Below are 20187 nucleotides of genomic sequence, written 5' to 3'. Positions count from 1 at the left end.
TCCTCATGTTGGCAGATCGACGATGAAGACCTTCGTAAACAGGTACTCGGTCCCGAAGCTCATGACCGCGGCGACGATGGCAGCGGGCAGGGCGCGTTTCAGGGACAGGTTCTCGAGGGTCCAGATCGTCAGAAACAGGAAGGCGAAGGTCACAAGGCCGAAGGGAAGGACCTTGTAGTGCAGCAGCCCCGCGTAGATCAGCGTACCGCCCGCGATGATCAGCGCACCGGCGGGTGAGCCGCCAGTGAACTCGGCCCGGAAGTCGGCGGCCAGTCCGCCGCCATTGCGTACCTTGCCGACCGCGCGCGCGATCACGAAAAGGCAGCACAGAATGATGACGATCGCGGTGTACATCGGCACGGGGCCAGAGCCGAGCGGCTCGAACGAGCCGGGGGGAAGCTGGGCGGCCTCGTACCAGAACACCGCGCAGACCGCGATGATAAGGCAGGAGACCCCGATCTCCGCGATGGGACGGTGGTCCATGGGTCTATCCCTGATGAAAGCTGTGGGGGCGGGCACAGACGCCCGGCCGTGACCGGCCGGGCGTCCGCGGTCCTATTTCTGCTTGGCCAGTTCCGCGATCGGCTCGATCGCGTCCCATGTCGTCTGCAGGTCCGCAGCGACATCCTCGCCGCGCAGGAACACGTTCGCGAAGCCTTTGTCCTCGTTGAACTTCTTGTAGGCGTCGCTGGCCGCGGCAGTCTCGAGCGCGTCGGCAAAGCTGCTGACGACCTCGTCCGGCGTGTCCTTGGGTGCGAAGATCCACGACTTGATGCAGAACTCGACGTCATAGCCCAGTTCCTTCATCGTCGGGATCTCGGCCAGCCCTTCGAACCGCTCGGCGCCGGTATAGGCCAGCGGCTTGATCTGCGAATCGGGGTTCTCGCTGCCGTCGGGCATCAGGGTAAAGTTGATCACCTCGGCGCCGGACAGCACCGTCGTGTTCGTCTGGGCGCCGGTCAGAGCCGTGAAGTTTGCGGTGCCGCCGCCGATCTGCACGAAGCGGAACTTCGCCCCCGGCTCGGCCTCTTGGATCATCAGGCCGGCAAGGTGGTTGATCGCGCCAAGGTTCGCCCCGAAGATCAGCGTGTCAGGCTCTGCCTTGGCCTTCGCCAGCAGTTCCTCCATCGAGTTGATGCCGCTGTCCTTGCGGACCATGGGCATCACGCAGAATTCGCCCGTTGCCGCCACAGGCTTGTAGTCGCGCCACCCGAAGTCCAGCGCGCCGGTGCCCTCGCCGCCCATCAGGGCGATGTGGATCAGCAGGAATTCATACCCGTCGGGCGCGGCCTCCATGACCCTCCGCGATCCGATCGAGAAATGGCCGCCGACGTTCACGATGGTCACCGGCTGCGGCAGAAGGTTGCCCTCCTGTATGGCATTGGCAAGCGTGCGCCCGACCTGGTCCGAGGTTCCCCCGGCCTGAAACGGCACCACCAGTTTGATTGGCTTGTTGGGCCACGCATCCTGCGCGCCGGCAGATCCGGTCACCGCCAGCAAGGCAGCGACGGCTAGTCCTGCAAGTGTCTTCATCAGTTCCTCCCTGAGTAACACTATAAGTTTTAGCTTATGTTATTGTATTTTTTTGTATAATCACGTTATGCTAATGTCTTTTATCAGGCAACAAGAATCTCTGGAGACGGCGCATGTCCTTTACGCACCCCAATGTCCTTCTGGTGACGGTCGACCAGTGGCCGGGCCACCTGATCAGCCTTGGCGGGCGGGCGGACATCGATACGCCGACGCTTGATCAGCTTGCGCGGAACGGGATCCTGTATCCCAACGCCTACTCGGAATGTCCGATCTGCATTCCGGCCCGCCGCAGCATGATGACAGGCACCGACCCGCGCACGCACGGCGACCGCGTGTTCCAGCCGGACTTGCCGCGGGCCGACCTTCCCTACATCGCGCAGGTCTTCCGCGATGCCGGGTATCAGACGGGCGCGGTCGGCAAGTTGCACGTCTACCCGCCGCGCGACCGGATCGGGTTCGACGAGGTCGTGTCGATGGAGGAGGGGCGCCCGCAACTTGGTGGACCGGACGACTGGGAACTCTGGCTTTCGGATCACGGGATGGCGGGGCTGGGCCACGCGCATGCCATGTCGAACAACGGCTACGAACACCGTCCGTGGCACCTTCCGGAAGAGGCGCATCCGACCGTGTGGCTGGCGCGGCAGATGTGCCGCATGATCGCCCGCCGCGATCCGACGCGCCCGGCATTCTGGCACCTGTCGTTCAATGCGCCGCATCCGCCAATCGTGCCGCTGGCTTCCTATCTGGCGATGTATGCGGACCGGGACATGCAACCGGCCCTGCGCGGCGACTGGAGCGATGCCGAGTTGCCCCCGGCGCTGCAGCGTGCGCGGACGGCGTGGCCTGAGCTTTCCGACGACAGGCTGGCGGCGATGAAGCGGGCGTTTCATGCGCAGTGCACGCTGATCGACCACCAGTTGCGCCTTGTCATCGGGATGCTGCGCGAACACCTGCTGCTGGACGATACCGCGATCCTGTTCACCAGCGATCACGGCGACATGCTGGGCGACCACGGCCTGTGGGCGAAGCGGCTGATGTACGACGGATCGGCGCGGGTGCCGATGATCCTGATGGGGCCCGCCGGGGACAACCGGCTGACGGTGGGCGGCACCGATGACCGGCTTGTCGGGATGCAGGACATCATGCCGACGCTGCTGGACCTTGCGGGCATCGACTGCCCCGGCACCGTCACGGGTCGTTCCATGCTGGCCGAGGATCGGCGCGAGGTCCTGTATTGCGAATCCGGCGAGGGAGGGGCCGCGACGCGCATGGTCACGGACGGGCGGTGGAAACTGATCTGGTATCCCGAAGGGAACGCGGTGCAGATGTTCGACTTGCGGGACGATCCGGGTGAATGCGACGACCTCGCGCAAGACGCGGACCACGCCGGGACACGCGCCCGGCTGACCAGCCAGCTTGTCCGCCACCTTTACGGTGAGGATCTGGACGCGGTCACGGACGGCGTGCTGACCGGACGCCCAGCCATGCCCGTCACGCCGCGGGCGAACCGGGGGCTGTCGGGCCAGCGTGGCGTACACCTGCCGCAGCCGCCCGCCGACGATCCGTCCAAGGTCGTCGGCGCGCCTTAAGCGGGCGGGTCGGGCGGCTTATTCGCGGGCGAGGATCTCGGCCACCACGCGCTCTGTCTCTTCGATCAGCGCCTGTGCCGACGGCAGCAGCGGCCTGTCCTTGCGCCAGGTCACGCCGCCCTCGCGGATCGGCAGTTCGTCCGCCAGAGCGACCGGCTCCATGTCGTGGTAGGCGTTGCAATGGGTCTGCGATAGGAACCCCAGGAACGGCCCGTTGCGCAGGATGTTGATCATCGCGCGGACCGAGTTCGTCTCGATGTGCGGGCGAGGGGGCTCCAGCCCGACCTGCGCGAAGATGCGGCGCATCAGCTGGCGTCCGAAGGTTTCATCGCCCGTCATGGTCCAGCGTTCGCGGCCAAGCTCGGCTAGGGTTTTGGGCGCCCCCTTGTGGATCGGGTGGTCGATATGCGCGACGACACGCATCGCGTCGCGGACCATGATCTTCGTTTCGTAGTCGCCCGAGAAATAGATGTCGCTGACCGAAGCGAAGAACATGTCGATCTCGCCGCTGTCGAGCTTGGCGCGCAACTGGTCGTTCAGGGTCACGGTCATCTCGATGCGCAGCTCGGGATTGCGGTCCTCGAGGCGGCAGACGGCGATGGGGAGGATTTCGTGAATCCAGTCCGGGCCGCATCCGAACCGCAGCATGCCGCCGGTCCCGGTCTTCATCGCCTGAAGCTTCTCGGTGAAATCGGTGGCATTGCGGTCAAGCGAGCGGGCGTAGTCCGCAACCAACTCGCCATAGGGCGTGATCCCCAGCGGGCGCGTGGATCGGTCGAGCACTTGAACGCCCAGCTGACGCTCCAGCTTTGCGATGGCCTGTGTCAGCGCGGGCTGCGAGATGCCCAAGATCTCGGCGGCGGCTGTCAGGTTGCGGGTGGCGCAGACGGCAAGGAATTGGTTCAGGCCGGTATATGTCTTCACGGGGCCCCCTAAGGCGCGTGTTGGGTGCGTGGCGGTTTCCGCGCCTGAGCGCGCCCCGATGGTATCCACATTCGCTGCCGGTTGCACGGCCAAGGCGCACAGGACCCCTTGTGCATCGTTCCGGCAATGCCGTGTTGTGTCTTCGGCGTGCGGCCCGGCCAACATGACGGGCAGGCGCGGCTTGGACGGCGGTGAAATGCCGGTTGCCAAGTCACCAAGGGTCACCTAGGGTCCGGCCCACGCAGCTTGCGCCCCATGATGGCCGAAGCCGCGTCCAACCGGTGACCGGGCCCCTCTGGCGGAAGTGGCGGCGCTTTCGTGATGTCGGCACCAGTTTTGTTCCAGCCGCCTGGATAAACCTTCGCATGACACAGGGAAATCGCCCGCAGGGCACGACCGCAGCAGGCGCTGCGGGGCAACGCTCGATGTTTTCGTACCTCAAATGGGCCTTCGTGGTCACCGTCGCCGGCCTTGCGCTTGGCGCCTTTCTTGGCTGGCAGACCACCGGCACCGTGGCCGGGATGGGCTCGATCCTTTTCATCTGCGCCGTTCTGGCGGTGCTGGAAATCTCGTTGTCCTTCGACAACGCCATCGTCAACGCCAACAAGCTGAAAACCATGCGGCCCGAGTGGCAGCGCCGGTTCCTGACATGGGGCATCCTGATCGCCGTGTTCGGGATGCGGATCATCTTCCCGCTGCTGATCGTGGTGATCGCCGCGAAGATCGGCCCGTGGCAGGCCATCGTACTGGCCGCCGGTCAGCCCGAGGAATACGCCCGCATCATGCACGAGGCGCATCTGCCTATCGCGGCCTTTGGCGGCACCTTCCTGATGATGGTCGGCCTGTCGTTCTTCTTCGACCATGAAAAGGACGTGCATTGGGTGCGCTGGCTGGAAACCCGCATGACAAAATACGCGACCATCCGGGGCGTCGAGGTGGCCATCGCGCTGCTGTTCGTGATGGGCTTTTCCAGCCTGCTGGACGGGGAGGAACGCAACGTGTTCTTCAGCGCCGCGATCTGGGGTCTGCTGACCTTCCTGCTGGTCGAGGTGCTGGGCGGCCTGCTGGACAGCACGCAAGAGGCGCAGAACACCGCGGTGCGGGGCGGGCTTGGTGCGTTTCTGTATCTCGAGGTACTGGATGCGTCGTTCAGCTTCGACGGGGTGATCGGGGCGTTCGCGCTCAGCCAGAACCTGTTCGTCATCGCCATCGGCCTTGGCATCGGCGCGATGTACGTGCGGTCGATGACCATCATGCTGGTCGAGAACGGGACGCTGGCGGAATACCGGTTCCTGGAACACGGGGCGTTCTACGCGATCTTCACGTTGTCGATCATCATGTTCGCGCAGTCGCAGGTCCACATCCCCGAAGTCATCACCGGCCTTGGCGGCGCGGCGATGATCGGCGTGGCCCTGTGGTCGTCGATCCGCTTCAACCGCAAGGAACAGGCCGAGGCGTCAGAGACGCCGTTGGCCGAGGAATCGGCGCCAGAGCCCGCGCCCGCGCACTGATCTGATCGGGACCGGCGCAGCAGTGGTGCCGGTCCCGTCTTCGCTTAGGGGCGCGTGCCGCCCAGTTCTTCCGAAACCTGCCGTGCCAGTGCGGTGATCGCGGGTGCGACCGGGCCGTCCGGCGACAGGTCCAGCCGCGCACTCAGACCCAGCGCCGTCACGGCAGCGGCCAGCGCGCCGCCGCTATCGAACACCGGCGCCGACACCCCGAAAAACCCTTCGTGCATCCGGCTTTCGGTGACAGCGTAGCCCTGTTCGCGGATGCCGGGCAGGGTTTCGCGCACGCGGTTCAGCGTGCCGGGGGCGATGTCTTCCTCGGCGGTGACGATGTCCGCCCATGCGGGTTCCGGCAGGTGCGCCAGAAAGACCCGCCCGGTCGAGGTTGTCAGCATCGGCAACACGAACCCCAGCCGGATCGAGATCGGCACCGGCTGCGCGCCGTCGTGGCGGTAGACGATGGTCGGCCCCTTGTTGGCCCAGACCGACAGGCTGATCGACGTGCCGGCCGCGGCGGCGGTGTCGTCGACGTGGCGGCGCAGGATGTCGATCACGTCGGTCTGGTTGATCGCGGCCACCCCGATCCGGATCGCGGCCGGTCCCAGCGCATAGCGCGCCGTCACCGGATCCTGCCGGACCAGCCCCAGCCGCATGTAGCTGGCAAGGTACAGATGCGCCTTGCTGGGCGGCATGTCCGCCGCTGCCGCAAGGTCTTTCAGCGGCAGGCGGCCCCGGCTGTCGGCCAGCGCCTGAAGCAGGCGGAACCCCACCTCGACCGATTGAATGCCGCGCCTTTGCGTGTCGGTGCCGTCGGGCATGGGGTCTCCTGTCCGTGTGTTGTTGCGATTGTATAATGTGCAAGCAGATTATATCAAATACGAAACCAAGGGGGGAAGCATGGTGAAAGTCCTGATTGCAGGCGCCGGGATCGGCGGTCTTGTTGCCGCGCTGGCATTGCAGCGCAAAGGCGTTGCTGTCGAGGTCTACGAGCAGGCGCCAGACCTGCTGCCGCTCGGGGCGGGTGTTCAGATCTCGGCCAACGGAACGCGCGTCTTGCAGGCGCTGGGGCTGGAGCCCGCGTTGCAGCCGACGCTGTGCGAGGCGGCGGGCAAGGAGGTCCGCATGTGGAATACCGGGCAGACGTGGCCGCTGTTCGATCTCGGAGCGGATTCGGTGCGCCGGTTTGGCGCACCCTACTGGATGATGCACCGGGGCGATTTGCACATGGCGCTGGCGCGTGCGGTCCGGGGGAACGACCCGGATTCCATCCGGCTGGACCACCGCGCCACCGGCGTTAGTCAGGACGCGGACGGCGTGACGCTGCACACGTCGAAGGGCGAGGCGCGGGGGGGCGTGCTGATCGGCGCGGATGGCGTGCACTCTGCGATCCGCGACACGCTGTTCGGCTCTCCCAAGGCGCGGTTCACCGGCCTGATGGCGTGGCGGGGTTTGGCGCCGATGGACCGTCTGCCAAAGGAGCTGCGCCGCCCGGTCGGCACCAACTGGGTCGGCCCCGGCGGCCATGTCATCACCTATCCGCTGCGGGGCGGCGAGATCCTGAACTTTGTCGGGGTCGTTGAGAACGCCGAATGGCGCAGCGAGTCGTGGACCGACGCCGGGACCGTGTCCGAGGCGCAGGCCGATTTCCCGGGCTGGCACCCGGTGATCCACGAGATGATCGCGGCGCTCGACAAGCCGATGCGTTGGGCGCTGGTTCAGCGCGATCCGCTGCCCGAGTGGACGCGCGGCCGCGTCAGCCTGCTGGGCGACGCGTGCCACCCGACGCTGCCGTTCCTTGCGCAGGGCGCGGTGATGGCGATCGAGGATGGCTATGTGCTGGCGGACTGCCTTGCCGCCGCGCCCGACGCGCCGGGGCAGGCGTTGCAGCGGTATGAAAGGCTTCGGATCGACCGGACCACCGCCATCGTGAACGGCGCGTCAGAGAACACGGGCCGGTTTCACAACGCCGCTTTGAACGATCCCGAACAGGCCGTGGCCTATGTCGAAACCCAGTGGGCGCCCGAGAAGGTCCGCCAGCGGTACGACTGGCTGTTCGACTATGACGCGACCGGCATCGCCGCGGGCGAGCCCGCAGAATAGTCGCGCGGTCGGGATTGCGCAAAATCTCATAATGTGGGACACAGGTGCATGTTAACGCTTCGCGGTGGGCATCCTACAGCCGGACCGGAGCGATGATTGGGAGGAACGACATGACATTGAAATCGACCCTTGCGGGGATTCTCGTTGCCGGTTCGCTTGCGGGCGCGCTGGCTGGCGGCGCGCAGGCGCAGACCCTCGGCATTGGCACGATGGGGCAGGGCACCAGCGGCTATTCGATGGGCTCTGCCATCGCCAAGGTGCTGGCCGACAACGGCGTGAACGCGCTGGTCCAGCCCTCTGCGGGCACCAGCGCCTATCTGCCGCTGATCGACATGGGAGAGCTGGATCTGGGCATCGCCAACGCGATCGAGGTCGCCGAGGCGATGACCGGCACCGGCGTGTTTGAGGGCAAGCAGCTGGCCAACATTGCGCCCGCCGCGCGGCTGTACCCGTTCCATGTCGGCGTGTTCGTGCGCGACGACAGCGGGATCGAGACCATCGCTGACCTTGCGGGCAAGTCGGTCACCTATGGCTACACCAGCCAGGTGACGATCAACCGCGTGGTGGATGCGATCCTTGCCTCGGCTGAACTGAGCGAAGCCGACGTGACCCCGGTCATGGTGCCGAACGTGGTGCGTGGCGCCGAGGATTTCGCCGCTGGCCGCGCCGACGGTGCGTTCTTCGCCATCGGGTCCGGCAAGGTGACCGAGACCGACGCCGCCGTGGGCGGCCTGCACTTCGTTCCGGTCCCCGACGACGAGGCGTCCGTCGCCCGCCTGCAAGAGATCGTGCCGCAGGCCTATGTCACGACCATCGAGCCCGCCGACAACCGCACCGGCGTGGACGAGGCGATGCCGGTGATGGCCTATGACTACATGCTGGTTGTCGGCGCGCATGTGCCGGACGAGACGGTCGGCGAAATCGTCACCATCCTGCGCGACAACGCCGACGTGCTGGCCGAGTCCTTCGGCGGCTTCCGGGGCATGGATCCGGACGACATGATCGTCGACATCGACGTGCCCTATCACCCGGGTGCCGTCGCCGCGCTTGGCGACAACTGATCCGCGGACATCGGGCGGGTGCTTCGGTCTCCGCCCTGTTTCGCTCGGAGCTTGCAGATGACTGATACCCCGACTTCTCCGGCGCTGCGGACGGCTGCGCATATCCTTGGCGGCGTGATGATGCTGTGCGCGGTGGCGTTCGCGCTGGACGTGCCGCGCCAGCTTGGCGTCGCGCTGTACACGGAACAGTACCTTGCCGCCGTGCTTGGCCTTGGGCTGGCGATGGCCTTCCTGATCGCGCCGCGCTTTCGGGGGGCGCTTGCGGTCCTCGACCCGCTGCTGGCGGCTGTCGCGCTGGTTGCGGCCGGATATGTCGCTTGGACCTATCCGGTTCTGGTGAACGAATTGGTCTACAAGCCGCTGGATGGCTTGGTCGTGGCGCTGGTGCTGGCGGGGCTGGCCGTCGAAGCCGTGCGGCGCATGACCGGGCCGGGGCTGACGATCATCGTCGGGGTGTTCATCCTGTACGGTTTGTTCGGGCACCTGTTGCCCTTCGGCATGTCGCGACAGATCCAGTGGGACCGGCTGGCGATCTATGTCGCGATGGACACGAACGGCATGATGGGTCTGCCGCTGATGGTGACCTCTGTCGTGGTGATGACCTTCGTGCTGATGGGGCAGGTGCTGACCCGGTCGGGCGGGGGCGAGTTTTTCAACGACCTCGCGCTGTCCTTGGTGGGCCGCACGCGCGGCGGTGCCGCGAAGATCGCCGTGGTGTCGTCTTTCCTGTTCGGCAGCGTGTCCGGCAGCGCGGTCGCGAACGTCGCGGCGTCGGGCGTGGTGACGCTGCCGCTGATGCGGCGCGCGGGCTACAAGCCGCACCTCGCAGCCTCGATCGAGGCGCTGGCCTCGACCGGCGGGCAGCTTGCGCCGCCGATCATGGGCGCGGCGGCCTTCCTGATGGCCGAGTTCTTGCAGATCCCCTATGGCACGGTGGTGCTGGCGGCGATCATCCCCTCGGCGCTGTTCTACCTTGCGATCTTTTTCTACGTCGACAACCACGCCGCCGCGACCGGCCTGCGTCTGCCCGAGGATGTCGAGATCCGGCCGCTGCTGCATGTCCTGAAAGACGGCTGGCAGTTCGTCGCGCCCTTCGTGGTGCTGATCGGCGGGCTGTTCGTGCTGAACTGGCGGCCCGAGATGGCGGCGCTGGCGGCGGCCGCGCTGCTGGCGGTGCTGGCGCTGATCCTGCCGTATCGCGGCAAGCGCGCGACGATCCCGGAACTGGCCTTCTCGCTGCCCCGCGCCGGTGTCGCGATGATCGAGATCGTAGTGATCTCGGCGGCCGCTGGCATCGTGATCGGCGTGCTGAACCTGTCGGGCCTGTCGTTCTCGCTGACGCTGTCGCTGGTGTCGATGGCCGAGGGCAGCCTGTTCCTGCTGTTGCTGCTTGCGGGCGGCGTCAGCGTGGTGCTGGGTATGGGGATGCCGACGGTGGGCGTCTATGTTCTGCTGGCCAGCCTGATCGGCCCGGCGCTGACGCAGGCGGGCATCAACCCGATCGCGGCGCACATGTTCCTGCTGTACTTCGGGATGCTGTCGATGATCACGCCGCCGGTGGCGCTGGCCAGCTTCACCGCCGCTTCAATGGCCGGGGCGGACTGGATGAAAACCGGCTTCACCGCCGTGCGGATCGGCTGGGTCGCCTACCTCATCCCGTTCGTCATGGTGTTCGAGCCGGGGCTGGTGATGCAGGCCGACACGATCACGGTCGTGTGGCAGGCCGCTGGCGCGCTGGCCGGGGTCTATTTCGCCACCGGGGCGATCTTCGGCTACCTGCGGCGTCCGTTGTCGATGCCGATGCGGATCTTCCTGATGGCGTGCGCACTGGTTGCGATTCTGCCGATCGAGATCGCCGGGCTGGGGCACGTGGTCAATGTGGTTGCAATTCTGGCCGGAGCGGCAACACTTCTGCTTCCCTTCCAGATGCGCAATTCCCAAACGGAGCCCTGATGAAACCTGCCTCCAGCCTCGAGCGTCTTTTGTCGGTCCTGCAACTGTTTACGGAAGACCGGCTGGAGTGGACGCCCGAAGCGATGATGGAGCGGCTGGGCTATGCCCGCCCGACACTGTACCGCTATCTCAAGACCCTGTCCGAGGCGGGGCTGCTGGCGTCGCACCCGCACGCGGGCTACACGCTGGGGCCGAAGATCGTCGAGATGGACTATCTTCTGCGCCTGTCCGATCCGCTGATCCTTGCGACGCACCCGGTGCTCGAGGATCTGGCCGTGACGTTTCCCGGCACCGCGCTTCTGGTGCGCTGGTACGGGGACCGGATGCTGTGCGTAGACGCGGTCAACCATCAGCCCGAACCGCTGTCGAGCTATCCGCGCGGTCGCCCGATGCCGATGGGGCGCGGCGCGATTGCCCGCGCGATCCTTGCCTTCCTTCCCAAGCCGCAGGCGCTGTCGATCATCGAGACGCACTTGCCCGAATGGCAGGCTCTGGGGCTGGGCGACACCGCCGAGACCGTACACGGCGCGATGCGGCAGGTGCGGCGCGACGGTTATTCGATGGCGTTTGGAGAAGTCACTCCCGGCGTCGTCGGCACCGCCGCCCCCGTGTTCGATCAGGCGCGCAGTCCCGTCGGGGCCCTGTGCCTGACGTTGCGCGAAACCGACACCGACGCCGACATCCGCGCGCGGCTGGCGGACCGCGTCCTTGACGGCGCCGCCGACATCAGTGCGCGGCTGGCGATGCGGACGGTGTCCGGGGACGCGGAAATCGCGAAGTGGTCAAATCTCACATTGCGAGATAACTTGTAAGTTGCGGACCCCGCAGGCATAAAGGGTGCACGGATAACGCGGGGAGGATTCCAGTGGAACGCGCAGAGCATCAGGACGTAATCGTGGTCGGCGGCGGGCCGGTCGGCATGGGGCTGGCCATCGACCTCGCGCAGCGCGGGATGCGCGTTCTGGTTCTTGAGAAATACCCCAGCCCTCAGCTGATCCCCAAGGGCCAGAACCTGACCCAGCGCACGATGGAACACTTCCGTGCGTGGAACGCCGAGGACGAACTGCGCGCCGCCAAGACGGTGCCCGCATCCTTCGGGATCGGCGGGATGACCGCCTATGGCACGCTGCTGGGCAAGTACCACTATGACTGGCTGAAGCGCGAACTCGTCCGTGATTTCTATGCCGCCGACAACGAACGCCTGCCGCAGTACCAGACCGAGGCCGTGCTGCGCGCCCGCGCGGCGGACCTGCCGAACATTCGCCTGCTGGCCGGGTACGAGGCCGAGGATGTGACCGAGGACGACAGCGGTGTCACCGTCACCGCCCGCCGCCGCGAGGACGGCGGCACCGACAGCTTCCGCGCCGCGTGGTGCGTCGGCGCCGACGGCAGCCGCTCGGTTGTCCGCGAGGCCGCGAAGCTGGGGCAGACCGTGTTCGACCACGACCGCACGATGGTGCTTTTGGTGTTCCAGTCCGACAAGCTGCATCAGCGGCTGATGGAAAAGCATCCCGGCAAGTCGTTCCTGAACGTGCTGCACCCGGACCTGAAAGGCTATTGGCTGTTCTTCGGCCGCGTCGATCTGGAGGGCGAGTTCTTCTTTCACGCGCCGATCCCGGCGGATGCCGACCCCGAGACTTTCGACTTCCACGACTACGTGCAAAAGGCGGTGGGAGAGCCCATCGACATGGAAATCCGCCATCGCGGCTTCTGGGATTGCCGCGTGGCGATCGCGGAAAGCTATGGCCGGGGCAGGGTGTTCATCGCGGGCGACGCCGCGCACAACCATCCGCCCTATGGCGGCTATGGCATCAACACCGGCTTCGAGGACGCGCGCAATCTGGGCTGGAAGCTGGCCGCCGTTCACGACGGCTGGGCGGGGCCGGAGTTGCTGGCCTCGTACGACCTTGAACGCCGTCCGGTGTTCTGGTCGACGGCCAAGGACTATATCGAGAAGGCGATCGAGACCGACCGCGACTTTCTTGCGGCCTACAACCCGGACACCGACCTTGCGGCCTTTGAAGAGGCATGGAACGGGCGGGGATCGAATGCCTCGGCGGATGTCGACGCGTTCCAGCCGAACTATCGCGGCTCGCCGGTTGTTGACGGCGCGCGGGACGGCACCGCCGACGCGGTGTTCCCGCACAGCTTCGAGGCACGGCCCGGCTTCCACCTTGCCCCCCGCGAGTTGTCGGACGGCAAGACGCTGTTCGACCTGCAAGACGGCGGGTTCAGCCTGATCGCGCTGGGGCGCGAGGCCGATGCCGACGCGTTCCGCACGGCGGCGGCACAGGCGGGCATTCCGTTGCAGGTGATGACGGCCGACCCCGAAGGGCAGGCGCGCGACTACGGTGCGGCGCTGGTGCTGGTGCGGCCCGACTGCTTTGTGTCGTGGGTGGGCGACAGCGCCGATCTTGCGACGGCCACGGATGCGCTTGCCACAAGCTGTGGCGCTGCGGCGCCAGCCGAAGCGCAGGGCCTGAGGCGCGCCGCGTCCTGACCCAGGCACCCAACGTAGCCAACCGGCCATAAAAACGGGGAGCCCGAAGGCTCCCCGTTGTCGTCTGCTCGTTTCTTGCCGTCAGTAGTCGTCGCCGTGGCCGTTTCCGTCCTGCCACGGCTTCACGAGGTTGCCAAAGCGGGTGAACTGCGCCTCGAAGCTTAGTTCCACGGTGCCGATGGGGCCGTGACGCTGTTTGCCGATGATCACCTCGGCCTTGGCGTGCAAGCGGCTCATGCGTTCCTGCCACGCGGCCATCTCTTCCAGCTTGTCGTCGGACGGCTTTTCGCGTTCGACGTAGTATTCTTCGCGGAACACGAACATCACGACGTCGGCGTCCTGCTCGATCGAGCCCGATTCCCGAAGGTCCGACAGCTGCGGGCGCTTGTCCTCGCGGCTTTCGACCTGACGCGACAGCTGCGACAGGGCGATGACCGGGACGTTCAGTTCCTTGGCGATGGCCTTGAGACCCATCGAGATTTCCGCGATCTCCTGCACCCGGTTGTCGGACTGACCGCGCACAAGCTGCAGGTAGTCGACGATGATCACGTCCAGCCCGTGCGTCCGCTTCAACCGGCGGCAGCGCGCCGCAAGCTGGCTGATCGGGATGGCGGGCGTGTCGTCGATGTACAGCGGGCAGGCTTCCAGCGACTTGGCAGCCTCGACGAAGCGGCGGAATTCGCCCTCGGTCATGTCACCCTGCCGGATCTGGTGCGACGAGATTTCCGACGCTTCGGCAAGAATACGGGCGGCCAGCTGTTCGGCCGACATTTCGAGCGAGAAGAACCCGACGACACCGCCGTCGATGGTGCCCTCGCTGCCGTCCGGCAGCAGGCCCTTCTTGTACGCCTTGGCCACGTTGAACGCGATGTTGGTCGCCAGCGAGGTTTTCCCCATCGAGGGACGACCGGCAAGGATCAGAAGGTCGGACTTGTGCAGGCCGCCCAGCTTCTTGTCCATGTCGATCAGGCCGGTCGACACACCGGCCAGCCCGCCTTCGCGTTGGTAGGCCGCGTTGGCCACGTTCACGGCGTCGGTGACGGCGCGCAGGAACGACTGGAACCCGCGTTCGGCCTGACCCTGTTCGGCAAGCGAATACAGCGACTGTTCCGCCTCGGTGATCTGTTCGCGCGGCTCGGACGCCACGTCGACCTTCTTCGCCTTGGCCGCGATGTCCTGACCCAGCCGGATCAGTTCGCGCCGGATGGCGAGGTCGTAGATCATCTGGGCATAGTCGCGCACCGCGAAGGTCGAGATCGCGGCACCGGCCAGACGCACGAGATACGCGCCGCCGCCCAGTTCCTTCAGGCCCTCGTCGTCTTCAAGAAACGCCTTCAGCGTTACCGGCGAGGCCAGCGCGTTCTTGGCGATGCGCGCGGCGGCGACCTCGAAGATGCGCTGGTGCACGGGGTCGTAGAAATGCTGCGGCTTCACGATCGAGCTGACCTTGTCGAACGATTCGTTGTTCGTCAGGATCGCGCCCAGAAGCTGCTGCTCGGCCTCGATGTTGTGCGGAAGAGCCTCGGCCTGCTCGGTGCCGTTGTCGGACTCGTTCTCCGTCTGCCGGATGGCAGTTATCTCGTTCATTCCTCACCTCTGTCCCGTCGGTTCGGCTCTCATAGCCCAGCCGGACGGTCCGTCCTATCTGGAAAAATGCGGGGATAACCCGGTTGGTAACCCGCCGCCTTGCTGCCTCAGAGGTCGCGTGATTCCAGATCTGGCAAGACCCGCCCGCGTTGTACCCACATATAGACCATCAACCCGATTCTGTGGAGGATCTTTTCACAGCCCGTCCACAGACACGCCGGCGGACGTCCGCCGGGCTGTGATTACTTGTTCGCGGCCTGCCACTTGCGGGGCTGGGTCAGGAAGGCTTCGACCTCGGACAGGGTCTCTTTGTCGAAGGCTTCGACCTGCCGGGCGTGGGCCAGCACGTCCCACCAGGTGCACAGGCTGTGCAGCGTGATGCCGTGGTCGCCCAGCGTCTGCATCGTTTCCGAGAAGATGCCATAGTAGAAGATCACCGCCGTGTGCGCGCAGGTGGCGCCGGTGTCGCGGATCGCATCGACGAAGGACAGCTTGCTGCCGCCGTCGGTGGTCAGGTCCTCGACCAGCAGCACGCGCTGGCCCTCGGTCATCACGCCTTCGATCCGCGCGTTGCGGCCGTAGCCCTTGGGCTTCTTGCGCACGTAGGTCATCGGCAGGCCAAGCCGCTCGGCGACCATCGCGCCGAAGGGGATGCCCGCCGTCTCGCCGCCCGCGACGTTGTCGAACGCCTCGAACCCGGCCTCGCGCATCACGGTGACTGCAAGAAAGTCCATCAGGGTGGCGCGCACCCGCGGGTAAGAGATGATCTTGCGGCAATCGACATAGGTCGGCCCCTTGAGGCCGGACGCATAGGTGAACGGCTCGCGCGCGTTGAAATCCACCGCGCCGATCTCCAGCAGCATTTGCGCTGACAGACGGGCGATTTCCTCCTTGGAGGGGAACGAGGTGGGGATCATCGGAGGCGGCCTTTCTTGAAGATCAGGGTATTACGCGACGGACCAGTGCAGCGGGAAACCGGGGTCGAACACGGTCACCGGCCCTGCGCCGGTTTCGATCTTGGCGGGATAGTTCACGGCATCGCCCTTGGTCAGCGTCACCGTGGCGTCGTTCACCGGCAGGCCGTAGAATGCGGGGCCGTTCAGCGAGGTGAACGCCTCTAGCTGGTCCAGCGCGTCCGCTTTCTCGAACACTTCGGCCAGCACCGACAGGGTGTTGGTCGCGGTGAAGCAGCCCGCGCAGCCGCAGGCGTGTTCCTTCAGCGCGTCGATGTGCGGCGCGCTGTCGGTGCCAAGGAAGAACGGGCCCTTGCCGCTGGTGGCCGCCTCGACCAGCGCCACGCGATGTTCTTCGCGCTTGGCCACCGGAAGGCAGTAATAGTGCGGCTTGATCCCGCCCACGAGGATGTGGTTGCGGTTGATGACAAGGTGGTGCGTCGTGATCGTCGCGCCCATGTCGTCCTGCGATTTGACGTAGTCGACGCCGTTCTTGGTGGTGATGTGCTCCATCACCACGCGCAGGCCGGGGGTGGACTTGCGGATCGGGTCCAGCACGCGGTCGATGAACACCGCCTCGCGGTCGAAGATGTCGATCTCGGGCGTCGTGACCTCGCCGTGGGTGCACAGCGGCAGACCGATCTCGGCCATCGCTTCCAGCACGCCGCGCACCTTGTCGAAGTCCGTCACGCCGCTGGCGGAATTCGTCGTGGCCCCGGCCGGGTACAGCTTGACCGCCTTGATCAGCCCGCTTTTCGCGGCCGCGACCACGTCCGCGGGATCGGTCGCCTCGGTCAGATACAGCGTCATCAACGGCTCGAACTTCATGCCGTCGGGCAGGCCGGCAAGGATGCGGTCGCGGTAGGCGGCGGCATCGTCCCCCGTGACCACCGGGGGCACGAGGTTCGGCATGATGATGGCACGGGCGAAATGACGGGCGGTTTCGGGCAGCACGCCCTCCAGCATCGCGCCATCGCGCAGGTGCAGGTGCCAGTCGTCGGGGCGGCGGATCGTCAGGCTTTCGGTCATGCGCGAGGCCATAGCGCAAAGCCACAGGTTGCGCCATCCGAAACACGCCTTCACGGCAGGGCTTCACAAACCGCTCCGGGTTTGGGCAATCTGCGTCTGAAATCAGCCCGCTCCACCGGGTGGGCCCGGCAAGGTGTCGGGGCGCGCGGGGGGCGATTGCGGGCGGTGACGCCGCCGCCTAAGCCTTCGAAGCCAAAGACAGAACGCCGGATGTACGACGAAACACTTTCCGCACCGCAGATGCAGCGCGCCAAAGGCCGGGCGACGGTGTCCTTTGTCATGGGCAAGGGCAGGGCGCGGCTGAAGGACCTGCATCAGTCCGGCTCGGCCAAGGCGATGCTGCCGCGCGTGCATTCCGAAACCCCCGAGGTGGTGTTCCTGAACACCGCGGGCGGGCTGACCGGCGGCGACGACATGCGGTTCTCGCTTGAGGTGGGGGCAGGGTGCCGGGTGACGGCGACGACCCAGACCGCCGAGCGCGCCTATGCCGCGTCGGCCGGTCACGCGACGCTGGATGTCGATATCCGCGCGGGCGCGGGGGCCCACGTCGACTGGCTGCCGCAAGAGACGATCCTTTTCGAACGCTCGGCCCTACACCGCCGGACCCGCATCGCGCTGGACCGTGACGCCGCCTGCCTGACGGTCGAAACGCTGGTGCTGGGCCGCGCGGCGATGGGCGAGACCCTGACGACGCTGGACGTGACCGACCGGCGCGAGGTGACGCGCGACGGCGTGCCGGTGCTGCTGGAACCGCTGCGCCTGACCGACGCCGCGCTGGCGCGGGGCCATGCGCCGGGCGTGCTGGGCGGTGCGCGGGCGATGGCGACGGTTGCGCTTGTCGCGCCGGGGGCCGAGGATGCGCTGGACCGGGTGCGCGCTGTGCTGGACGCCGACGGCGTCGAGGCCGCCGCCAGCGGCTGGGACGGCAAGTGCGTTGTGCGCGCGCTGGCCCATGACGGATTTCCCCTGCGCCGGTTGGTGGCGCAGGTGCTTATGACCCTGAGACCGGGGCCCTTGCCCCGCGTCTGGCAGATTTGACGGAGGACACATGAACCTGACGCCGCGGGAAAAGGACAAGCTGCTGGTATCGCTTGCAGCGATGGTGGCACGGGGCAGGCTGGAACGGGGGGTGAAGCTGAACCACCCCGAGGCCATCGCCCTGATCACCGATTACGTCGTCGAGGGCGCGCGCGATGGCCGCTCGGTGGCGGACTTGATGCAGGCGGGTGCCCACGTCATCAGCGCCGATCAGTGCATGGACGGGATCGCCGAGATGATCCACGACGTGCAGGTCGAAGCCACATTCCCGGACGGCACGAAACTGGTGACTGTCCACCACCCGATCCGCTAGGCTGCGGGCCATGATCATTACCTTCATCCTTGGGATGCTTGCGCTGGCCTTCGTGGACAAGGCCGAACCGCACGTGAAGCGCGGCTTGGAAAACGTGTTCATGGCCGAGATCCGGCTGTCGCGCGGCCAGTTGCGGCTGGCGACGGTGCTGGCGACGCTGCTGGGGGCCGCCATCGTGGCAGAGCTGCTGGCGGACGGCGAGGCCATCCCGCTGTTGCTGGGCGCCTGCGTCGGGCTGGTGCTGCCGAAGCTGACGGGCCGGTCGTGGCCCGGTCCGAAGGATTGAAGACCCGTTCAATGACGATATCCCATGCAGGAGACTTCGCATGATCCCAGGTGAAATCATGACCGCCGAGGGCGAGATCACCCTAAACGCGGGGGCCGAGGCCGTCACGCTGACGGTGTCCAACACCGGCGACCGGCCGGTTCAGGTCGGAAGCCACTATCATTTCGCCGAGACCAACAGCGCGTTGGACTTCGACCGCGACGCGGCGAAGGGGCTGCGGCTGGACATTGCCGCCGGCACCGCCGTGCGGTTCGAGCCGGGCCAGACCCGCGAGGTGAACCTTGTTCCCTTCGGCGGCAAGCGCGAGGTCTACGGCTTCAACCAGAAGGTCATGGGCAAGCTGTAATCCGCCTGCGGGGGACAGCCATGCAAGGGGCGGACTCGGCGCGCGGCGCGGTCCGCCCTATGTATCATGTTAGGGAGGCGTCCATGAGAAAAGGCGGCGCCATGTCGAGCCAGACCAAGACCACACCCATCCTTACCGGAAACAGCGTCTGATGTTTCCCGATCCCGGCCGCGTGCTTGGCCTTTGGATCAGCGTCCTTGCGATGACCGCCGAGGCGCAGTCCGTCATGACGATGCGGATGATGGGCATGGCGGGGCTGTGGCCCGTGCCGCGCTCGGAAGCGAACCGCATGGTGATCGAGAAGGTCGAGGCGTGGAACGACCTTGTCCGCGCTGGCACGGTCACCGCCTTCGGGTCGCCGCTGGACGCGATGGAGGCGGCGGTGAAGCCCTATCGCCGCCGCACCCGCGCGAATGCCCGCCGTCTTGGCAGGATGCCCGCAAAAGGGCGCTGAACGGGGCGGCGCGTTCATGGCCGTCGGGTTCGTGTTGACATTCCACCGGGTAGCCGTCTGTCTTTGCTGGGACTTTCCGGGTGTGCCTTTCTGCGCCCCGGACCCAGTGGAAGGACCCCCCGATGAGCGAACGTACTGGAATGGACCGGCAAATGTCGTTGGATGACGTGTCGGATCTCGACGCCCTGTTCGAGCGGCGCGGCAAGGCGGCGCAAGAGGGGTTGGACGCATTCGAGGTGCGGCGCGCGGTGCCTTATGGCGACGGTCCTGGCGAGACGCTGAACATCTTCCCCGCCGGCAAGGACGCGCCCGTGATGGTGTTCATCCACGGCGGGTTCTGGCGGTCGCTGGATGCCGATCTGTTCAGCTTCCTTGCGCCCGGCTTCGTGCCGTTCGGCGTCTGCCTTGTGGTGATCGACTATCCGCTGATCCCCTCGGTGCGGCTGGCGGACATCGTCGCGTCGTGCCAGCGGGCCGTGAGCTGGGTCTGCGATAACATCGCGGATCACGGTGGTGACCCGGATCGGGTCCATATTTCGGGCAACTCTGCCGGCGGGCACCTTGTGGCCGAGCTTGCCAGCCGTCCCGGCGCCGAGCGGATCCGCGGCGGCACCGCGATCAGCGGCCTGTACGACCTTGCGCCGGTGGTCCAGTCGTTCCAGAACGACGACCTGCAACTGACCGCGGACGAGGTGGCGAATTACTCTCCGCTGCTTCGGCCGCTGGATATTCGGATGCCGATGATCGTCACCGTGGGCGGGGACGAAACGCAAGAGTTCCTGCGCCAGACCGACGATTTCGCGGACCGGATCGGCGTCGTGTCGTACCATGCGCCGGGAACCAACCACATCACCGTGCTGCTTGACGCGCTGGCGTCGCCCGAAGACCGCCTGAACCGGCTGGTGCGGGCGCAGATGGGGCTTCCGGCGGACTGACGCGCGCCTCTGTAAAGCTGTAAGAGTCACCCGGAATGCGGTGGTGCTGCGGTGCGGCAATCGTCGGCCGTGGTCGCC

General features: G+C 66.3%; 20 protein-coding genes. 13 read left to right on the top strand and 7 right to left on the bottom strand.

Features of this window, described 5'->3' with window-relative positions:
* Positions 1-3: 3 nt before the first annotated feature.
* A complete protein-coding gene (locus P1K30_RS04360) occupies positions 4-483 on the bottom strand; it encodes a tripartite tricarboxylate transporter TctB family protein (protein WP_275631442.1) in 480 nt (159 codons plus the stop codon).
* A 72-nt stretch (positions 484-555) separates the two neighbouring features.
* Positions 556-1533, bottom strand: coding sequence for a tripartite tricarboxylate transporter substrate binding protein (locus P1K30_RS04355; protein ID WP_275631441.1), 978 nt, complete (start codon positions 1531-1533; stop codon positions 556-558).
* Between the two features lie 113 nt (positions 1534-1646).
* Here P1K30_RS04355 and P1K30_RS04350 point away from each other — a divergent pair, with 113 nt between their 5' ends.
* Positions 1647-3122, top strand: a complete 1476-nt coding sequence (locus tag P1K30_RS04350) for a sulfatase-like hydrolase/transferase (protein ID WP_275631440.1) — start codon at positions 1647-1649, stop codon at positions 3120-3122.
* A gap of 18 nt (positions 3123-3140) precedes the next feature.
* Here the strand turns inward: P1K30_RS04350 and P1K30_RS04345 are convergent, their stop codons facing one another.
* Complete coding sequence (locus tag P1K30_RS04345; RefSeq protein WP_275631439.1) at positions 3141-4046, bottom strand: LysR family transcriptional regulator; 906 nt, start codon at positions 4044-4046, stop codon at positions 3141-3143.
* A gap of 365 nt (positions 4047-4411) precedes the next feature.
* Between P1K30_RS04345 and P1K30_RS04340 the strand changes: the two genes are divergently transcribed.
* On the top strand, positions 4412-5557 hold the full coding sequence (locus tag P1K30_RS04340) for a DUF475 domain-containing protein (RefSeq protein ID WP_275631438.1): 1146 nt from the start codon (positions 4412-4414) through the stop codon (positions 5555-5557).
* A 44-nt stretch (positions 5558-5601) separates the two neighbouring features.
* On the opposite strand, the gene P1K30_RS04335 is transcribed toward P1K30_RS04340, so the two are convergent.
* Complete coding sequence (locus tag P1K30_RS04335) at positions 5602-6372, bottom strand: IclR family transcriptional regulator (RefSeq protein WP_275631437.1); 771 nt, start codon at positions 6370-6372, stop codon at positions 5602-5604.
* A gap of 79 nt (positions 6373-6451) precedes the next feature.
* On the opposite strand from P1K30_RS04335, the gene P1K30_RS04330 reads away from it, so the two are divergent.
* The 5 genes from P1K30_RS04330 (at position 6452) to P1K30_RS04310 (ending at position 13168) form a co-directional block, all read left to right on the top strand.
* Positions 6452-7654 (top strand): FAD-dependent monooxygenase, encoded by a 1203-nt coding sequence (locus P1K30_RS04330; RefSeq protein WP_275631436.1) that lies wholly within the window; start codon positions 6452-6454, stop codon positions 7652-7654.
* A gap of 110 nt (positions 7655-7764) precedes the next feature.
* Positions 7765-8715, top strand: coding sequence for a TAXI family TRAP transporter solute-binding subunit (locus tag P1K30_RS04325; RefSeq protein ID WP_275631435.1), 951 nt, complete (start codon positions 7765-7767; stop codon positions 8713-8715).
* A 57-nt stretch (positions 8716-8772) separates the two neighbouring features.
* Positions 8773-10668: a TRAP transporter permease gene (locus P1K30_RS04320; RefSeq protein ID WP_275631434.1), complete on the top strand. Its 1896-nt coding sequence runs from the start codon at positions 8773-8775 to the stop codon at positions 10666-10668.
* A complete protein-coding gene (locus P1K30_RS04315) occupies positions 10668-11480 on the top strand; it encodes an IclR family transcriptional regulator (protein ID WP_275631433.1) in 813 nt (270 codons plus the stop codon). The genes P1K30_RS04320 and P1K30_RS04315 overlap by 1 nt, the downstream gene beginning before the upstream one ends.
* 53 nt (positions 11481-11533) lie before the next feature.
* A complete protein-coding gene (locus P1K30_RS04310; protein WP_275631432.1) occupies positions 11534-13168 on the top strand; it encodes an FAD-dependent oxidoreductase in 1635 nt (544 codons plus the stop codon).
* Positions 13169-13249: 81 nt separating this feature from the next.
* Here the strand turns inward: P1K30_RS04310 and P1K30_RS04305 are convergent, their stop codons facing one another.
* The 3 genes from P1K30_RS04305 to pyrC form a co-directional block, all read right to left on the bottom strand.
* Complete coding sequence (locus P1K30_RS04305; RefSeq protein ID WP_275631431.1) at positions 13250-14755, bottom strand: replicative DNA helicase; 1506 nt, start codon at positions 14753-14755, stop codon at positions 13250-13252.
* A 242-nt stretch (positions 14756-14997) separates the two neighbouring features.
* Positions 14998-15672, bottom strand: a complete 675-nt coding sequence (locus P1K30_RS04300) for an orotate phosphoribosyltransferase (protein ID WP_275631430.1) — start codon at positions 15670-15672, stop codon at positions 14998-15000.
* 30 nt (positions 15673-15702) lie between these two features.
* Positions 15703-16737 (bottom strand): dihydroorotase, encoded by a 1035-nt coding sequence (gene pyrC / locus P1K30_RS04295; RefSeq protein ID WP_275631429.1) that lies wholly within the window; start codon positions 16735-16737, stop codon positions 15703-15705.
* Between the two features lie 210 nt (positions 16738-16947).
* On the opposite strand from pyrC, the gene P1K30_RS04290 reads away from it, so the two are divergent.
* The 6 genes from P1K30_RS04290 to P1K30_RS04265 all read left to right on the top strand — a co-directional run bounded on the left by P1K30_RS04290 (position 16948) and on the right by P1K30_RS04265 (position 20109).
* Entirely contained in the window at positions 16948-17775 is an 828-nt protein-coding gene (locus P1K30_RS04290; RefSeq protein WP_275631428.1) for an urease accessory protein UreD, read from the top strand.
* A 10-nt stretch (positions 17776-17785) separates the two neighbouring features.
* On the top strand, positions 17786-18088 hold the full coding sequence (locus tag P1K30_RS04285) for an urease subunit gamma (protein ID WP_275631427.1): 303 nt from the start codon (positions 17786-17788) through the stop codon (positions 18086-18088).
* Between the two features lie 10 nt (positions 18089-18098).
* A complete protein-coding gene (locus tag P1K30_RS04280) occupies positions 18099-18374 on the top strand; it encodes a hypothetical protein (RefSeq protein WP_275631426.1) in 276 nt (91 codons plus the stop codon).
* A gap of 40 nt (positions 18375-18414) precedes the next feature.
* The gene (locus P1K30_RS04275; RefSeq protein WP_275631425.1) at positions 18415-18720 is read left to right on the top strand and encodes an urease subunit beta; all 306 of its coding nucleotides are present in this window, start codon (positions 18415-18417) and stop codon (positions 18718-18720) included.
* Positions 18721-18871: 151 nt separating this feature from the next.
* Positions 18872-19174, top strand: a complete 303-nt coding sequence (locus P1K30_RS04270; protein WP_275631424.1) for an antibiotic ABC transporter — start codon at positions 18872-18874, stop codon at positions 19172-19174.
* A 122-nt stretch (positions 19175-19296) separates the two neighbouring features.
* Positions 19297-20109 (top strand): alpha/beta hydrolase, encoded by an 813-nt coding sequence (locus tag P1K30_RS04265; protein WP_275631423.1) that lies wholly within the window; start codon positions 19297-19299, stop codon positions 20107-20109.
* The last annotated feature ends 78 nt before the right edge of the window (positions 20110-20187 follow it).

The organism is Psychromarinibacter halotolerans, assembly GCF_029168315.1.
GTDB lineage: Bacteria > Pseudomonadota > Alphaproteobacteria > Rhodobacterales > Rhodobacteraceae > Psychromarinibacter > Psychromarinibacter halotolerans.
Note: the sequence above shows the minus strand (reverse complement) of the source record. Positions and strands in the feature narration are given on the sequence as shown.

What these genes read in the sequence shown, in the direction of transcription:
- P1K30_RS04305 (WP_275631431.1), bottom strand. Translation starts at nt 14,755, where the DNA reads ATGAACGAGATAACTGCCATCCGGCAGACGGAGAACGAGTCCGACAAC.
- P1K30_RS04350 (WP_275631440.1), top strand. Translation starts at nt 1,647, where the DNA reads ATGTCCTTTACGCACCCCAATGTCCTTCTGGTGACGGTCGACCAGTGG.
- P1K30_RS04335 (WP_275631437.1), bottom strand. Translation starts at nt 6,372, where the DNA reads ATGCCCGACGGCACCGACACGCAAAGGCGCGGCATTCAATCGGTCGAG.
- P1K30_RS04280 (WP_275631426.1), top strand. Translation starts at nt 18,099, where the DNA reads ATGATCATTACCTTCATCCTTGGGATGCTTGCGCTGGCCTTCGTGGAC.
- P1K30_RS04360 (WP_275631442.1), bottom strand. Translation starts at nt 483, where the DNA reads ATGGACCACCGTCCCATCGCGGAGATCGGGGTCTCCTGCCTTATCATC.
- P1K30_RS04325 (WP_275631435.1), top strand. Translation starts at nt 7,765, where the DNA reads ATGACATTGAAATCGACCCTTGCGGGGATTCTCGTTGCCGGTTCGCTT.
- P1K30_RS04285 (WP_275631427.1), top strand. Translation starts at nt 17,786, where the DNA reads ATGAACCTGACGCCGCGGGAAAAGGACAAGCTGCTGGTATCGCTTGCA.
- P1K30_RS04315 (WP_275631433.1), top strand. Translation starts at nt 10,668, where the DNA reads ATGAAACCTGCCTCCAGCCTCGAGCGTCTTTTGTCGGTCCTGCAACTG.
- P1K30_RS04270 (WP_275631424.1), top strand. Translation starts at nt 18,872, where the DNA reads ATGTTTCCCGATCCCGGCCGCGTGCTTGGCCTTTGGATCAGCGTCCTT.
- P1K30_RS04320 (WP_275631434.1), top strand. Translation starts at nt 8,773, where the DNA reads ATGACTGATACCCCGACTTCTCCGGCGCTGCGGACGGCTGCGCATATC.
- P1K30_RS04265 (WP_275631423.1), top strand. Translation starts at nt 19,297, where the DNA reads ATGAGCGAACGTACTGGAATGGACCGGCAAATGTCGTTGGATGACGTG.
- P1K30_RS04290 (WP_275631428.1), top strand. Translation starts at nt 16,948, where the DNA reads ATGTACGACGAAACACTTTCCGCACCGCAGATGCAGCGCGCCAAAGGC.
- P1K30_RS04300 (WP_275631430.1), bottom strand. Translation starts at nt 15,672, where the DNA reads ATGATCCCCACCTCGTTCCCCTCCAAGGAGGAAATCGCCCGTCTGTCA.
- P1K30_RS04275 (WP_275631425.1), top strand. Translation starts at nt 18,415, where the DNA reads ATGATCCCAGGTGAAATCATGACCGCCGAGGGCGAGATCACCCTAAAC.
- P1K30_RS04355 (WP_275631441.1), bottom strand. Translation starts at nt 1,533, where the DNA reads ATGAAGACACTTGCAGGACTAGCCGTCGCTGCCTTGCTGGCGGTGACC.
- pyrC (WP_275631429.1), bottom strand. Translation starts at nt 16,737, where the DNA reads ATGACCGAAAGCCTGACGATCCGCCGCCCCGACGACTGGCACCTGCAC.
- P1K30_RS04330 (WP_275631436.1), top strand. Translation starts at nt 6,452, where the DNA reads ATGGTGAAAGTCCTGATTGCAGGCGCCGGGATCGGCGGTCTTGTTGCC.
- P1K30_RS04340 (WP_275631438.1), top strand. Translation starts at nt 4,412, where the DNA reads ATGACACAGGGAAATCGCCCGCAGGGCACGACCGCAGCAGGCGCTGCG.